General features: G+C 64.2%; 12 protein-coding genes. 5 read left to right on the top strand and 7 right to left on the bottom strand.

What is annotated here, in order from left to right; genetic code table 11:
• The first annotated feature begins 114 nt into the window (after positions 1 to 114).
• Complete coding sequence (gene ilvD, locus ACY34H_RS28525; protein WP_464980794.1) at positions 115 to 1,977, top strand: dihydroxy-acid dehydratase; 1,863 nt, start codon at positions 115 to 117, stop codon at positions 1,975 to 1,977.
• Positions 1,978 to 2,043: 66 nt separating this feature from the next.
• Here the strand turns inward: ilvD and ACY34H_RS28520 are convergent, their stop codons facing one another.
• Positions 2,044 to 2,274 carry a TIGR04438 family Trp-rich protein gene (locus ACY34H_RS28520; RefSeq protein WP_464980793.1) on the bottom strand — a complete coding sequence of 77 codons (231 nt, stop codon included), beginning with the start codon at positions 2,272 to 2,274 and terminating at the stop codon, positions 2,044 to 2,046.
• A gap of 164 nt (positions 2,275 to 2,438) precedes the next feature.
• On the opposite strand from ACY34H_RS28520, the gene ACY34H_RS28515 reads away from it, so the two are divergent.
• Entirely contained in the window at positions 2,439 to 2,750 is a 312-nt protein-coding gene (locus ACY34H_RS28515; RefSeq protein ID WP_464980792.1) for a c-type cytochrome, read from the top strand.
• Positions 2,751 to 2,820: 70 nt separating this feature from the next.
• On the opposite strand, the gene ACY34H_RS28510 is transcribed toward ACY34H_RS28515, so the two are convergent.
• The 6 genes from ACY34H_RS28510 to folD form a co-directional block, all read right to left on the bottom strand.
• Positions 2,821 to 3,951, bottom strand: coding sequence for a branched-chain amino acid ABC transporter substrate-binding protein (locus ACY34H_RS28510; protein ID WP_464980791.1), 1,131 nt, complete (start codon positions 3,949 to 3,951; stop codon positions 2,821 to 2,823).
• A 107-nt stretch (positions 3,952 to 4,058) separates the two neighbouring features.
• Positions 4,059 to 5,195 (bottom strand): branched-chain amino acid ABC transporter substrate-binding protein, encoded by a 1,137-nt coding sequence (locus ACY34H_RS28505; RefSeq protein ID WP_464980790.1) that lies wholly within the window; start codon positions 5,193 to 5,195, stop codon positions 4,059 to 4,061.
• Positions 5,196 to 5,367: 172 nt separating this feature from the next.
• On the bottom strand, positions 5,368 to 5,883 hold the full coding sequence (locus ACY34H_RS28500) for a hypothetical protein (RefSeq protein WP_464980789.1): 516 nt from the start codon (positions 5,881 to 5,883) through the stop codon (positions 5,368 to 5,370).
• Positions 5,880 to 6,341 (bottom strand): DNA polymerase III subunit chi, encoded by a 462-nt coding sequence (locus ACY34H_RS28495; RefSeq protein ID WP_464980788.1) that lies wholly within the window; start codon positions 6,339 to 6,341, stop codon positions 5,880 to 5,882. The genes ACY34H_RS28500 and ACY34H_RS28495 overlap by 4 nt, the downstream gene beginning before the upstream one ends.
• 87 nt (positions 6,342 to 6,428) lie before the next feature.
• Complete coding sequence (locus ACY34H_RS28490; protein ID WP_464980787.1) at positions 6,429 to 8,507, bottom strand: M3 family metallopeptidase; 2,079 nt, start codon at positions 8,505 to 8,507, stop codon at positions 6,429 to 6,431.
• A 28-nt stretch (positions 8,508 to 8,535) separates the two neighbouring features.
• Positions 8,536 to 9,381, bottom strand: coding sequence for a bifunctional methylenetetrahydrofolate dehydrogenase/methenyltetrahydrofolate cyclohydrolase FolD (folD, locus tag ACY34H_RS28485; protein WP_464980786.1), 846 nt, complete (start codon positions 9,379 to 9,381; stop codon positions 8,536 to 8,538).
• Positions 9,382 to 9,820: 439 nt separating this feature from the next.
• On the opposite strand from folD, the gene aceE reads away from it, so the two are divergent.
• The 3 genes from aceE to lpdA are packed head-to-tail and all read left to right on the top strand — an operon-like array spanning position 9,821 to position 16,060.
• Entirely contained in the window at positions 9,821 to 12,517 is a 2,697-nt protein-coding gene (gene aceE, locus ACY34H_RS28480) for a pyruvate dehydrogenase (acetyl-transferring), homodimeric type (protein ID WP_464980785.1), read from the top strand.
• 21 nt (positions 12,518 to 12,538) lie between these two features.
• Positions 12,539 to 14,206, top strand: coding sequence for a dihydrolipoyllysine-residue acetyltransferase (gene aceF, locus ACY34H_RS28475; protein ID WP_464980784.1), 1,668 nt, complete (start codon positions 12,539 to 12,541; stop codon positions 14,204 to 14,206).
• A 12-nt stretch (positions 14,207 to 14,218) separates the two neighbouring features.
• Positions 14,219 to 16,060: a dihydrolipoyl dehydrogenase gene (gene lpdA, locus ACY34H_RS28470; protein WP_464980783.1), complete on the top strand. Its 1,842-nt coding sequence runs from the start codon at positions 14,219 to 14,221 to the stop codon at positions 16,058 to 16,060.
• Position 16,061 lies beyond the last annotated feature (1 nt).

Genomic DNA, 16,061 nt, shown 5'->3' with positions numbered 1-16,061 from the left:
TAAATCATATATTTGACAACTGATGGCAACGCGCGCAAGCTGATGCCCTTTCGCGCACCTGTCCGCGTGTGCAGCAGTTGCTGCCCTTTATACAAGTTTGAGGAGTCCTCCATCATGCCAACCTACCGTTCCTACACCACCACCCAGGGCCGCAACATGGCCGGCGCCCGCGCGCTGTGGCGCGCCACCGGCATGAAGGATGGCGATTTCAGCAAGCCGATCATTGCCGTCGTCAACTCGTTCACGCAGTTCGTGCCGGGCCACGTGCACCTGAAGGACCTGGGCCAGATGGTCGCGCGCGAAATCGAGGCGGCCGGCGGCGTGGCCAAGGAATTCAACACCATCGCCGTCGACGACGGCATCGCGATGGGCCACGGCGGCATGCTGTACTCGCTGCCGTCGCGCGACCTGATCGCCGATTCGGTCGAGTACATGGTCAACGCGCACTGCGCCGATGCGATGGTGTGCATCTCGAACTGCGACAAGATCACCCCGGGCATGCTGATGGCCGCGATGCGCCTGAATATCCCGGTCATCTTCGTCTCCGGCGGGCCGATGGAAGCGGGCAAGGTCGTCAAGGTCGTCAACAATGACAGGAAGATCATCAAGCTGGACCTGGTGGACGCGATGATCAAGGCCGGCGATGCGACCGTGTCGGATGCCGACGTGGCCGAAATCGAGCGTTCGGCCTGCCCAACCTGCGGTTCGTGCTCCGGCATGTTCACGGCGAACTCGATGAACTGCCTGACCGAGGCGCTGGGCCTGTCGCTGCCGGGCAACGGCACGATCCTGGCCACGCACTCGGACCGCAAGGAACTGTTCCTGCGCGCCGGCCGCACGATCGTCGAGATCACCAAGCGCCATTACGAGCAGGACGATTACTCGGTCCTGCCGCGCAATATCGCCTCCAAGGCCGCCTGGGAAAACGCGATGGCGCTGGACGTGTCGATGGGCGGCTCGACCAACACCGTGCTGCACCTGCTGGCCGCCGCGCACGAAGCGGAAGTGTCGTTCACGATGGCCGACATCGACCGCATCTCGCGCAACGTGCCATGCCTGTGCAAGGTGGCACCGATGACGGACAAGTACCACATCGAGGACGTGCACCGCGCCGGCGGCATCATCGCGATCCTGGGCGAGCTGGCGCGCGCCGGCCTGCTCGACACGTCGCTGCCGACCGTGCATTCGAAGACGCTGGGCGAGGCGATCGAGAAATACGACATCAAGCGCAGCGATGACCAGGCGGTACATCAGTTGTTCCGTGCCGCCCCGGGCGGCGTGCCGACGCAGACGGCGTTCTCGCAATCGGAACGTTTCGAGGCCAACGACCTCGATCGCACGGCCGGCTGCATCCGCGACCGCGAGCATGCCTATTCGCAGGATGGCGGCCTGGCCGTCCTGTACGGGAACATCGCCGAGAAGGGCTGCATCGTGAAGACGGCCGGCGTGGATGAAAGCATCCTGAAGTTCTCCGGCAAGGCGCGCGTGTTCGAAAGCCAGGACGCTGCGGTGGAAGGCATCCTGGGCGACACGGTCCATGCGGGCGACGTCGTCATCATCCGCTACGAAGGTCCGAAAGGCGGCCCGGGCATGCAGGAGATGCTGTACCCGACCTCGTACATCAAGTCGAAGGGCCTCGGCAAGGCTTGCGCGCTGTTCACCGACGGCCGCTTCTCCGGCGGTTCCTCGGGCCTGGTGATCGGCCACGCCTCGCCGGAAGCGGCCGAAGGCGGCGCCATCGGCCTGGTGGAAGAGGGCGACATGATCGACATCGACATCCCGAACCGCACGATCAACCTGCGCGTGACGGCCGAGGAACTGGCGCACCGCCGTGGCAGGATGGAAGACAAGGGCGCCGCCGCCTGGCAGCCGGTCAACCGCGAGCGCGCCGTCTCGCAGGCGCTGCGTGCCTATGCCGCGCTGACTACTTCCGCCGACCGCGGCGCCGTGCGCGACCTGTCGCAGCTGAAGCGGTAACCGGTCCGCAATGCGCGAGTTCGTGTTGTGCGAGCGCTGCCTGCACAACACGGGCCCGGCGGGGAGTTACTTCTTCTTCCCCGCGCCGAAGCGGTCCGCGACCCGGTCCTTGCGCCGTTTCGCATCCACGTCGTGGGCCTTGCGCTTGTCCAGTCCCAGCATCGGTTCGGCGAACTCGAACCAGATGAACGCGGCCACCATCAGTCCCACGATCCACCACCACGACAGGTCGGCAAAGCGCCAGATTTCAAGAAAGCGCAGCGCGCACAGTGCAAGGATGGCAAGGATGATCGGCATGGCGGGCTCCGGTAAGCGATCCATCTTACTTACAAAATTTACGTGTTGCAACATTTGAAGGGTCAACGGAATACCCGAGCGCTTCGTTGTGGCAATAGGCGCTATACGTACCTGCGTATGGGAAACGGGTTAGAATCACCGGCAGGAATATTTTGGAGAAATCGATGAAACGTTTCGTGATGGGTGCATTGGTAGTGGGCGCGGCGTTCGTGTCGCAGTCGGCGATGGCGAGCGCGGACCTGGCGAAGGCCAAGAATTGCATGGCTTGCCACGCTGTTGCGAACAAGCTGGTGGGACCTGCCTACAAGGACGTGGCCGCCAAGTATGCGGGCCAGAAGGATGCCGAAGCCAAACTGGTCGGCAAGATCATCAAGGGCGGTTCCGGCGTATGGGGCGCAATCCCGATGCCGGCCAATCCGCAGGTGAGCGAGGCGGATGCGAAAACGCTCGTCAAATGGATCATGGCGCAGAAGTAAGCTTTTGCGCCACGTAAAAACCGGGCAATGCCCGGTTTTTTTTACGCCCACTTGTTTCACGACTTCATGCTTATTTCACCACTTCGATCAGCGTCTTCTTCCCGCCGCGGAACGTGAACAGGGTCAGCGCGCCATCCTTGATATCGCCGGCGGCATCGAAGGCGATCGTACCGGTAATGCCCGGATAGCTCACTTTCGACAGGAACGGCAGGTATTGCTTCGGATTGGCCGACTTTGCGCTCGCCATCGCCGTGGCCATCGCCATCACCGCGTCATACGAATACGGTGCGTAGATCTGCAGTTCCTGGCCATAGCGCTTCTTATAGCGGCCGGCGAACTCTTCCATTTTCTTCTGCTGCGCCGGCGTCACGCCGCCTGCTTCCGCGCACACGATCGCGTCGTCGCCTGCGGTGGGGCCGGCCAGTTTCGGCATCGCTTCGGTGCAGATGCCGTCGCCACCCATCAGCTTGGTCTTGATGCCCAGCGCCTTCATCTGGCGCAGCAGCGGGCCGCCCACCGAATCCATGCCGCCGAAGAAGACCAGGTCGGGATTCTTCGATTTGATGCTGGTAAGGATCGCGTTGAAATCGGTGGCCTTGTCGTTGGTGAACTGCTTGTCGACGATCTGCGCGCCCTTCGCGGCCTTGACGAACTCGGTGGCCACGCCCATGCCGTAGGCGGTGCGGTCGTCGATCACGGCGATCCGCTTCGCACCCAGCTTCTGCACGGCGTACTTGCCCAGCGTGCCGCCCAGCTTCAGGTCGTTGGCGACCACGCGGAACGTGGTGTTGAACTTCTGCCGCGTGTAGACCGGGCTGGTGGCCGATGCCGAGATCTGCGGGATGCCGGCGTTATAGTAGATGCGCGAGGCTGGGATCGACGTGCCGGACGTCTGGTGGCCGATCACGCCGTTCACTTTCTGGTCGGCCAGCTTCTGCGCGGCAGCCGTGGCCTGCTTCGGCTCGGCGGCGTCATCCTCGGCCATCAGCACGAACTTGACGGCTTTGCCGTCGATCTTGAAGCCCTTGGCGTTCAGGTCTTCGACGGCCAGCCGCGCGCCGTTCGAGGTGTCCGTGCCCAGGTGGGCGGACTGGCCCGACAGCGGGCCGACATAGCCGATCTTGACCACTTCCTGCGCCATCGCGCCGCCAGCGGAGAGCAGGGTGGCGCCGATGGCCAGGGAAATCAGCTTCTGTTGCATATGCGGTTTACTCCAATACTTATGCGGCCAGCAAATAAGGGCCGCTGAAAAAACAAAAGGCCGTCCACCAGGGGACGGCCGCACGGTTTGTCTCCGTCTTATCCTTCTTACTTGACCACTTCCATTCGCGTCTTCTTGCCGCCGGTGTACGTGAACAGGGTCAGCGCGCCATCGTTGATGTCGCCGAACTGGTCGAACGTGATCAGGCCCGTCACGCCCTGGTACTTCACTTTCTTCAGGAACGGCAGGTATTTCTTCGGATCGCTCGATCCGGCATCCTGCATCGCCTGCGCCAGCGTCATCACGGAATCGTAGACGTATGGCGCGTACAGCTGCACTTCCTGGTTGTACGCCTTCTTGTAGCGGGCGCGGAAGTCGTCCATGTTCTTCTGCAGCTCCGGCGGCACGCCGCCCGCTTCGGCACAGGTCACCACGCCATCGGCGGCGGCGCTGCCGGCCAGGCGCGGCAGCGCGTCGGTGCAGACGCCGTCGCCGCCCATGAACTTGGCCTTGATGCCCAGTGCCTTCATCTGGCGCAGCAGGGGGCCGCCCACGGCATCCATGCCGCCGAAGAACACCAGGTCCGGATTTTTCGCCTTGATACTGGTGAGAATGGCGTTGAAGTCGGTGGCCTTGTCGTTCGTGAACTGCTTGTCGACGATCTGCGCGCCCTTGGCACCCTTGATGAACTCGGTCGCCACGCCCATGCCGTAGGCGGTGCGGTCATCGATCACGGCGATCTTCTTTGCAGCCAGCTTGTCGACGGCATACCGGCCCAGCGTACCGCCCAGCTTGGCATCGTTGGCGACCACGCGGAACGTGGTGTTGAATTTTTGCTTCGTATAGACGGGGTTGGTGGAGGCCGGCGAAACTTGCGGAATACCGGCATTGTAATAGATACGCGATGCCGGCACCGTGGTGCCCGAATTCAGGTGGCCGACCACGCCGTTGACCTTGGCATCGACCAGTTTCTGCGCCACGGTGGTGCCCTGTTTCGGATCCGCGCCGTCGTCTTCCAGCACGAGCACGAACTTCACCGGCTTGCCGCCGATCTTGATGCCCTTCGCGTTCAGGTCGTTGACCGCCATGTTGGCGCCGTTCTCGTTATCCTTGCCGAGGTGGGACTGGGCGCCGGAGACCGGGCCGACATGGCCGATCTTGATGACTTCCTGCGCGCTGGCCGGCATCGTGGCGGAAGCCGCGAAGGCGAGGGCGATGGCAACTGCGATGGACTTCGTCTGCATACTCGTCTCTCCAATGAAAGTAGGTGGACGCCTCGTGAGCGTCATTCTGGCAGAAGGTACAACAAATTTTTCGATTGGCAAAGGCGCAAATGGCGATTGTTGCGGCGTGCACCGGCAGGGGGCATCCATGCACCGGCCGGGGCCGCCATTCCAGCCGCGGCTCACGCCATTTTCACTCTTGTGGTGCCTGCAGCGCCGCAAGCTCCTGCCGCACCGAGGCTGCCACGGCTTGCGCGATCGATTCGCCGAGGCCGGCCTGCAGGTCGGCGGCGAGATGGCGCAGCACCTGGTCGAGACGCTCCGCGACGAGCGCGTCGACGCGTGGCATCAATTGCCGCACGATGCGTTCGCTGAGCGCCTGCTCCAGCGCGGCGAGATCCAATCCGGCGGCCGCTGCGACGGGCGCTACGGCTTCCTTTGCCGGATCGGCTTCCTTGCCCGGATCGGCTTCCTCGTCAGCTTCCGCTGCCATGCCGGCTTCGACGTCGGCTTCGGCGGGCACGACCAGGTCGATCACCGGGGTCGGTGCCGGAACGGGCCCGGTTGCCGCCGCGCCCACGCCGGTGCGCCAGACCGCCGGCCTGTGACCGGAAACGGCGGGAGCCGGCGCTGGAGGGGCGGGCGGCGGAACTTCCTGCAGCACTTCCGTCAGCACCGGAATGCCGGCATCGAACGGGCCCGGGCTCACGATTTGCCCACGCTGAGGTGGGCGGGCTGGAAGTCCTGCCGTTTATAGGCGACGAAGCGGATGCGGCCGGCGGCCGCGTCGTCTTCATCGGTGGACACCACTTCGATCAGGCGGGGAAAGCTCTCGAACTGCACGGGAGCGCGGCGCGACAGGTTGACCAGCAGGTCGGCCTGCGGCAGTTCCACGCTGTCGCTGTCGACCAGCACGATCGGCGTGTCGGGCGCCAGCGGATCGTTCGCGTGCACATGCGGCAGGAAATCGACACCGGAAAAACTCCACAGCGCCGCATCGAGCCGGGCCAGCTGCGCGCTGTCTTCCGTCATCACGACGATGCGGCTTTTCGCGCCGGATGCGCTCGCGGCGTCGGACGAGCTCGAAGCGTTGTAGGCCTTGCGCAGCAGGCGGCACGCGTAGGCGATCTTGTCGGGAACGTTGGTGTGGAAATCGATGCGGGTCATGGGCGCTATTGTAGCGCGGCGGGGCAGGGGGAAACCGGTGTCGGACACCCGTTGGGTGTCCGGCACCATGCACTTACCGCGGCCGCATCATGCGGCCATGCCGCTGTGGCGGAGAAGGGCGTCGATCTGCGGCTCGCGGCCGCGGAAGGCAGTGAACGATTCCAGCGCCGGCCGCGATCCGCCGACGGACAGGATCTCGTGCAGGAACTTGCGGCCCGTATCGACCACGCGCTCGTCGGCACCTTCCAGTTCCGCCGCTTCCTCGAATGCCGCGTAGGCATCGGCGGACAGCACCTCGGCCCACTTGTAGCTGTAATAGCCCGCCGCGTAGCCGCCGGCGAAGATATGGCCGAACGAGTTCTGGAAGCGGTTGAACGGCGGCGGGACGATGACGGCGAAGCGCCGGCGCACGTCGTCGATCACGTCCTGCACCGACTTGCCGGACTCCGGCTGATAGTCGTAATGCAGGTGCATGTCCAGCAGCGAGAACTCGACCTGGCGCAGCGTCTGCAGGCCGGACTGGAAGTTCTTCGCGGCCAGCATCTTGTCGTACAGCGCGCGCGGCAGCGGCTCGCCGGTCTTCACGTGCGCCGTCATGTGCGACAGCACGTTCCACTCCCAGCAGAAGTTTTCCATGAATTGTGAAGGCAGTTCCACCGCATCCCACTCCACGCCGGCAATGCCGGACACGCCCAGTTCCTCGACGACGGTCAGCATGTGGTGCAGGCCATGGCCGAATTCATGGAACAGCGTGATCACCTCGTCGTGCGTAAACAGCGAAGGCTGTACCTTGCCGTCGATGACGGCCGGCTCCGTGAAGTTGCAGGTGAGGTAGGCGATCGGCGTCTGCAGCTGGCCGGCTTCCACGCGGCGGCTGCGCGCATCGTCCATCCACGCGCCGCTGTTCTTGCCGGGGCGGGCATACAGGTCCAGGTAGAACTGGCCCACCAGGTTGCCATCGCGCTCGATGCGGAAGAAGCGTACGTCCTTGTGCCACGTGGGCGCCTGGTCCGGCAGGATCTGCACGCCGAACAGGTTCTGCACCAGCTTGAACAGGCCGTCGATCACCTTGTGCTCGGGGAAGTACTGCTTCACTTCCTGCGCCGAGAACGCGTAGCGGTGCTGCTGCAGCTTTTCGGAAGCGTACGGCAGGTCCCACGCGTTCAGTTCCGTCATGCCCAGGTGTTCGGCCGCGAACGTCTTCAGCTCTTCCAGGTCCTTCTCGGCATACGGGCGGGCGCGCTTTGCCAGGTCTTCGAGGAAACCGATCACCTGCTCGGGGCTCTGCGCCATCTTCGGCACCAGCGAGACCTCGGCGAAGTTCTTGTAGCCCAGCAGTTGCGCCTCTTCCGCGCGCAGCTTCAGCAGCGTGACGATGTTGGCGCCGTTGTCCCACTTGTCGCGCTCGCTGAATACATCGCCCAGTTCGGAAGCCTTGGTGGCGTTGGCCCGATAAATCTTTTCGCGCAGCGCGCGGCTGTCGGCGAACTGCAGGATCGGGTAGTACGAAGGGAAGTGCAGCGTGAACTGCCAGCCCTGCTTGCCGCCTTTTTCCGCCAGCGACTTCGCGGCGTGCTTCACGTCGTCCGGCAGGCCGGCCAGCTCGGCTTCATCCTCGACCAGCAGTTTCCAGTCGTTGGTGGCATCCAGCACGTTCTCGGAGAAACGGGTGGATGTGGCGGCATGCTCTTCCTGGATTTGCGCGAAGCGTTCCTTCTGCTCGGCCGGCAGCTCGGCGCCGCCCATGCGGAAATCGCGGATCGCGTTGTCGACGATGCGCTTGCGGGCCGGCGACAGCGCCGCGAATTCCGGCGAGGCCTGCAGCGCCTTGTACTTGGCGAACAGCGCCTCGTTCTGGGCCAGCTCGGTCCAGAACTCCGTCACCTTCGGCAGGTTCTCGTTATAGGCCGCACGCAGCTCGGGCGTGTCGGCCACATTGTTCAGGTGACTGACGATCCCCCATGCACGGCCGAGAAGTTCGGTGGCGTTTTCCAGCGGCGTCACGAAGTTCTGCCACGTCACCGGGTCCACCGGCGCTTCCAGCTGCGTCACCACGTCGCGGTTTTTCGCCAGCAGCTCGTCGATGGCCGGCGTCACGTGTTCCGGCTTGATCGCGTCGAAACGCGGCAGGCCGCCAAAGTCCAGCAGGGGGTTGTCAGTCGTCATCGTCTATTCCTAAGGTTGGCTGAAAGGCTTACACCCTTTCAGCGGATTCGATCGTGTTCATCAAAAGCATCGTGATCGTCATCGGGCCCACGCCGCCGGGTACCGGCGTGATGTGCGCGGCCACTTCCTTGATGCCGGCAAAGTCCACGTCCCCGCACAGCTTGCCATTATCGTCGCGGTTCATGCCCACATCGATCACGATTGCGCCTGGCTTCACCATGTCGGCGGTCAGCGTGTTGCGGCGGCCGACGGCTGCCACAACCACGTCGGCCTGCTTCGTATACACGGAGAGGTCCGGGGTAGCACTGTGGCAGATGGTGACGGTAGCGTTGGCCTGCAAGAGCAGCAGGCCCATCGGCTTGCCGACCGTGTTGCTGCGGCCGATCACCACCGCGTGCTTGCCGCGCAGGTCGACGCCGGTCGATTCGATCAGCTTCATGCAGCCGTACGGCGTGCAGGGGCGGAAGCCTTCCAGGCCGGTCATCAGTTCGCCGGCCGACAGCACCGAATAGCCGTCCACGTCCTTCGACGTGGAAATGGCTTCGATGACCTTGTGCGGATTGATGTGCTTCGGCAGCGGCATCTGCACCAGGATGCCGTGGATCGCCGGGTCCGCGTTCAGTGCCGCGATACGGTCGAGCAGGGCCTGTTCGCTCAGGTCGGCGTCATATTTTTCCAGCACCGAGTGGATGCCCACGTCGCCGCACGCCTTCACCTTGTTGCGCACGTACACCTGGCTGGCCGGGTCTTCGCCCACCAGGATCACGGCCAGGCCGGGCTGCTTGCCCTGGGCGGTCAATGCGGCGGCGCGGGAGGCGATTTCGGCGCGCAGTTTCTGGGAGAGGGCAATTCCGTCGATGAGTTGGGCAGACATGATGATTGGCTAGTGGTGGGATGAAAGACCGACATTATAAATGCGCACCGCAAGCCGCCGGCACTTCGCATCGCGCCATAGGGAGGCCAGGCGGGCGGCGGCCATGTCCGGTCCGTCCCGGGCCCGCATCGGGAGCGACTGATGGTTTTCAGCCGGGTTTCGGCGATCCGGGCATCCCGGCGGCGGAAACGCTTCCGTTCCGCTCAATAAGTTGATTTATTTACCTCGAACGATGATCGGAAACCGCGTATTTATGCGGCATTGCAGCATTTTTCCATAGGGGGATTTCACATTATAAAAACAGCTTCCATATTTTGAAAATGGCGAAATTCACTGTTAGAATCCTCACACTTCGTAAAAGTCTTGGTAAATAATCACCCCTCGCGTCCGCCACGATCACCGCATCGGTTCGGGCCAATTCACTCAGGAGACTAGATAGATGTCAGCTCAACTTGACCAGGTCACGGCCCAAACCGCCAACGATCCGGACGCACTGGAAACCAAGGAATGGCTCGAGGCGCTCGAAGCCGTATTGCAGAATGAAGGTCCGGAGCGCGCCCAGTACCTGATGGAGCGCCTGGCCGACCTGGCCCGCCGCCGCGGCGCCGACATTCCGTTCTCGGCCAACACCGCGTACGTGAACACGATTCCTGCCGACGTGGGCGCGCACTGCCCGGGCAACCTGGAATACGAAGAGCGCCTGCGCTCGTGGATGCGCTGGAACGCGATGGCGATGGTGGTTCGCGCCAACCGGGCCGACGGCGACCTGGGTGGCCACCTGTCCTCGTTCGCCTCGCTGGCGAACATGCTGGGCATCGGCTTCAACCACTTCTGGAAAGCCGCGAGCGAAGAGCACGGCGGCGACCTGCTGTACATCCAGGGCCACTCGTCGCCCGGCGTGTACGCGCGCGCCTACCTGGAAGGCCGCCTGACCGAAGACCAGCTGATCAACTTCCGCAAGGAAGTGGACGGCCGTGGCCTGTCGTCGTACCCGCACCCGAAACTGATGCCGGACTTCTGGCAGTTCCCGACCGTGTCGATGGGCCTGGGCCCGCTGATGGCGATCTACCAGGCGCGCTTCCTGAAGTACCTGCACGCGCGCGGCATCGCCAACACCGACGGCCGCAAGGTCTGGGCCTTCTGCGGCGACGGCGAGATGGACGAGCCGGAATCGCTGGGCGCGATCGGCATGGCTGCCCGCGAAATGCTGGACAACCTGGTCATCGTCGTCAACTGCAACCTGCAGCGCCTTGATGGCCCGGTGCGCGGCAACGGCAAGATCATCCAGGAACTGGAAGGCGAATTCCGCGGCGCCGGCTGGAACGTCGTGAAAGTCATCTGGGGCCCGGGCTGGGACGAGCTGCTGGCCAAGGACAAGGAAGGCATCCTGCAGCGCGTGATGATGGAAACGCTGGACGGCGAATACCAGAACTACAAGGCCAAGGATGGCGCCTACGTGCGCAAGCACTTCTTCGGCAAGCATCCGAAGCTGCTGGAAATGGTCGCCAACATGAGCGACGACGACATCTGGCGCCTGACCCGCGGCGGCCACGACCCGCACAAGATCTACGCCGCGTTCAAGGTGGCGCAGGAAGCCCAGGGCAAGCCGACCGTGCTGCTGGTGAAGACGGTCAAGGGCTACGGCATGGGCAAGTCCGGCGAGGCGCGCAACACCGCCCACCAGACCAAGAAGCTGGACGACGAGGCGATCCGCGAAATGCGCGACCGCTTCAACATTCCTATCCCGGACGACAAGCTGGCCGAGATCCCGTTCTTCAAGCCGTCCGACGACGCGCCTGAAATGAAGTACCTGCACGAGCGCCGCAAGGCTCTGGGCGGCTACCTGCCGGCGCGCCGCATGAAGGCGGATGAAACGCTGGTCGTGCCGCCACTGGAAGCGTTCAAGAACGTGCTGGAGCCGACCGCGGAAGGCCGCGAGATCTCGACGACCCAGTCATTCGTGCGCATCATCACCGCGCTGCTGCGCGACCAGAGCCTGGGCCCGCGCGTGGTGCCGATCCTGGTCGACGAATCGCGTACCTTCGGCATGGAAGGCCTGTTCCGCCAGATCGGCATCTTCAACCAGCAAGGGCAGCTGTACGAGCCGGTCGACAAGGACCAGGTGATGTACTACCGCGAAGACAAGGCCGGCCAGATCCTGCAGGAAGGCATCAACGAAGCGGGCGGCATGAGCTCGTGGATCGCGGCGGCCACGTCGTACTCGACGAACAACCGCGTGATGATCCCGTTCTTCACGTACTACTCGATGTTCGGCATGCAGCGCGTGGGCGACCTGGCCTGGGCGGCAGGCGACATGCGCGCCCGCGGCTTCATGATGGGCGGCACCGCCGGTCGTACCACGCTGAACGGCGAAGGCCTGCAGCACGAGGATGGCCACAGCCACCTGTTCGCCGCGGCGATCCCGAACTGCCTGCCGTACGACCCGACCTTCGGCCACGAGCTGGCGGTGATCATTCATGACGGCCTGCGCCGCATGGTGACGGAACAGGAAGACGTGTTCTACTACATCACCATCATGAACGAGAACTACGCTCATCCGGGCCTGAAGGCTGGCCAGGAAGAGGGCATCCTGAAGGGCATGTACCTGCTGCAGGAAGGCACCGCGAACGCCGGCCAGCGCGTCCAGCTGATCGGCTCCGGCACGATCCTGCGCGAATCCATGTTCGCCGCCGAGCTGCTGGAAAAGGACTGGGGCGTCGCCGCCGACGTGTGGTCCGCACCGTCGCTGACGCTGGTGGCGCGCGACGGCCAGGACGCCGAGCGCTGGAACCTCGTCAACCCGACGAAGGAACAGCGCGTGCCGTACGTGACCGGCCTGCTGAAGGACACGCAGGGCCCGATCATTGCCACGACCGACTACATGCGCCTGTACGCCGAGCAGATCCGCGCCTTCATGCCGAAGGACCGCACCTACCGCGTGCTGGGCACCGACGGCTTCGGCCGCTCGGACAGCCGCGCCAAGCTGCGCGAGTTCTTCGAGGTGAATCGTTACTACATCACGGTTGCCGCGCTGCGTTCGCTGGCCGACGAAGGCAAGATCGACCTCGCCGTGGTGGAACAGGCTGTCGTGAAATATGGCCTGAACCCGAACAAGCCAAATCCGGTGACCCAATAACGAGAATACGGAGCAAACGCTATGAGCATTGTGGAAGTCAAAGTCCCGGATATCGGCGATTTCAAGGAAGTCGAGATCATCGAGCTGATGGTGAAGGTCGGCGACACGATCAAGGTCGACCAGTCGCTGGTCACCGTCGAATCGGACAAGGCGTCGATGGAGATTCCGTCGTCGTCGGCCGGCGTCATCAAGGAAATCAAGGTCAAGGTCGGCGACAAGGTCGCCGAGGGTTCGCTGCTGCTGCTGGTGGAAGGTGAGGGCGCCGCTGCCGCTGCACCGGCTCCCGCCGCCGCCGCGCCGGCACCTGCTGCCGCTGCTGCACCGGCTCCGGCGCCTGCGCCGGCCGCTGCTCCGGCAGCCGCCGCCGGCCCGGTCGACGTCAAGGTACCGGACATCGGCGACTTCAAGGAAGTGGAAGTCATCGAACTGATGGTCAAGGTGGGCGACACGATCAAGAAGGACCAGTCGCTGATCACCGTGGAGTCCGACAAGGCCTCGATGGAAATCCCGTCGTCGCACGACGGCGTGGTGAAGGAGATCAAGGTCAAGGTCGGCGACAAGGTCGCCGAAGGTTCGCTGGTGCTGGTCGTGGAATCGACCGGCGGCTCGGCTGCTCCTGCTGCCGCCGCTCCGGCACCTGCCGCTTCTGCTCCTTCCCCGGCTCCTGCTGCTGCCCCGGCGGCGGCACCTGCCGCGGCTCCAGCTCCGGCCGCTGCAGCGCCGGCAGCTCCGGCTGTATCGGGCAAGCTGGCCCACGCATCGCCGTCCGTCCGCAAGTTCGCCCGCGAACTGGGCGTGGACGTCACGAAAGTGCCGGGCACCGGCCCGAAAGGCCGCATCACCCAGCAGGACGTGCAGAACTACGTGAAGGGCGTGATCGCCGGCGCTGCCGCGCCGACCGCCGCCCAAGGTGGAGGAAATGCAGCAGCCGGCGGTGGTGCCGGCATGAACCTGCTGCCATGGCCGTCGCTGGACTTCTCGAAGTTCGGCGAAACGGAACTGCAGCCGCTGCCGCGCATCAAGAAGATCTCCGGCCCGAATTTGCACCGCAACTGGGTGATGATCCCGCACGTGACGCAGTTCGAGGATGCCGACATCACCGACCTGGAAGCATTCCGTGTCGAGACTAACAACGCCAACGCGAAGAACAAGGATGCCGCCAAGCTGACGATGCTGGCTTTCGTCATCAAGGCATCGGCCGCGGCGCTGAAGAAGTACCCGGCGTTCAACTCCTCGCTGGACGCGAAGGGCGAGAACCTGATCCTGAAGAAGTACTACAACATCGGCTTCGCCGCCGACACGCCGCAAGGCCTGGTAGTACCGGTGGTGAAGAACGCCGACCAGAAGAGCGTGTCGCAGATCGCCCGCGAAATGACGGAACTGTCGCTGGCGGCGCGCGAAGGCAAGCTGAAACCGGCCGACATGCAGGGCGCCACGTTCACGATCTCGTCGCTGGGCGGCATCGGCGGCTCGCACTTCACGCCGATCGTGAATGCGCCGGAAGTGGCGATCCTGGGCCTGTCGAAGGCTTCGATGAAGCCGGTGTGGGACGGCAAGCAGTTCGTGCCGCGCCTGATGATGACGCTGTCGCTGTCGTACGACCACCGCGTGGTCGACGGCGCGTCCGGTGCCCGCTTCGCAGTCTACCTGGCAGAAGTGCTGGGCGACATGCGCAAAGTGCTGCTGTAAGGAGCCCGATACATGAGCATCGTTGAGGTAAAAGTACCGAACATCGGCGACTTCAAGGAAGTCGAAGTCATCGAGGTGATCGTCAAGGTGGGCGACACGATCAAGGTCGACCAGTCGATCGCCACCGTGGAGTCCGACAAGGCTTCCATGGAAATCCCGGCCACGCACGCCGGGGTGGTCAAGGAGCTGAAGTTCAAGGTGGGCGACAAGGTGTCCGAAGGCTCGCTGCTGCTGTTGCTGGAGGAAGCGGCAGGCGCCGCTGCCCCGGCTGCAGCTCCGGCGGCGGCACCCGCTGCCGACGTTGCCAAGCCTGCCGAAAAAGGCGAGGCACCCGGCCAGGCGGCGCCGGTCTACGGCGCACCGGCCGTGCCGGCGCCTGCCGCTCCGGCGGCAGGTCCTGCGCCGGCTGCCGGTTCGTACTCCGGCAATGTCGACATCCAGTGCGACATGATGGTGCTGGGCGGCGGCCCTGGCGGCTACTCGGCAGCGTTCCGCGCGGCCGACCTGGGCCAGAACACCGTGATCGTCGAGCGTTACGCGACGCTGGGCGGCGTGTGCCTGAACGTCGGCTGCATCCCGTCGAAAGCGCTGCTGCACCTGGCTTCCGTGATCGACGAGACGGCCCACCTGGGCAAGCACGGCGTCAAGTTCGCCAGGCCGGAAGTCGACATCGACGAAGTGCGCAAGTACAAGGAAGGCGTGATCTCGAAGATGACCGGCGGCCTGTCCGGCATGGCCAAGGCGCGCAAGGTGCAGGTGGTGCAGGGCGTGGGCCAGTTCGTCAGCCCGAACCACATCGAAGTCACCGGCGCCGACGGCACGAAGAAGGTCGTGCAGTTCAAGCAGGCGATCATTGCTGCCGGTTCTTCCGTCGTCAAGCTTCCGTTCGTGCCGGAAGATCCGCGCATCGTCGATTCGACCGGCGCGCTGGAACTGCGCTTCATGCCGAGGCGCATGCTGGTGATCGGCGGCGGCATCATCGGCCTGGAAATGGCCACCGTGTATTCCACCTTCGGCGCGCGCATCGACGTGGTCGAGATGATGGATGGCCTGATGCAGGGCGCCGACCGCGATGCCGTCAAGGTCTGGCAGAAGTACAACGCCGCGCGCTTCGACAACATCATGACCAAGACGAAGACCGTGGGCGTGGAAGCGCTGCCGGAAGGGATCAAGGTCACGTTCGAAGCCGCCGAAGCCGGTGCCACCGCACCGGAACCGCAGATCTACGACATGGTCCTGGTGGCCGTGGGCCGCAGCCCGAACGGCAAGAAGATCGCCGCCGACAAGGCCGGCGTGAACGTCACGGATCGCGGCTTCATCAACGTCGACAGTCAGATGCGCACCAACGTGCCGCACATCTTCGCCATCGGCGACCTGGTGGGCCAGCCGATGCTGGCGCACAAGGCGGTGCATGAAGGCCACGTGGCTGCCGAAGCGGCAGTCGGCCAGAAGTCGCACTTCGATGCCTCCGTGATCCCGTCGGTCGCCTACACCGATCCGGAAGTGGCGTGGGTCGGCCTGACCGAAGACGAAGCGAAAGCCAAGGGCATCAAGGTCGAGAAGGGCCACTTTCCGTGGGCCGCCTCGGGCCGCGCCGTGGCCAACGGCCGCGACGAAGGCTTCACGAAAGTGCTGTTCGACGCTGAAACCCACCGCATCGTGGGCGGCACCATCGTCGGCACGCACGCTGGCGACATGATCGGCGAGATCGCGCTGGCCATCGAGATGGGCGCCGACGGCACCGACATCGGCAAGACGATCCACCCGCACCCGACCCTGGGCGAGTCGATCGGCATGGCCGCCGAAGTGTACGAAGGCGTCTGCACCGACCTGCCGCCAGTGCGCAAGCGCTGAT

The sequence above is a fragment of the Pseudoduganella sp. jia 9 genome (genome assembly GCF_055502615.1).
The sequence above is the reverse complement of the archived record's forward strand: the minus strand, read 5'-3'. Positions and strand labels throughout refer to the sequence as shown.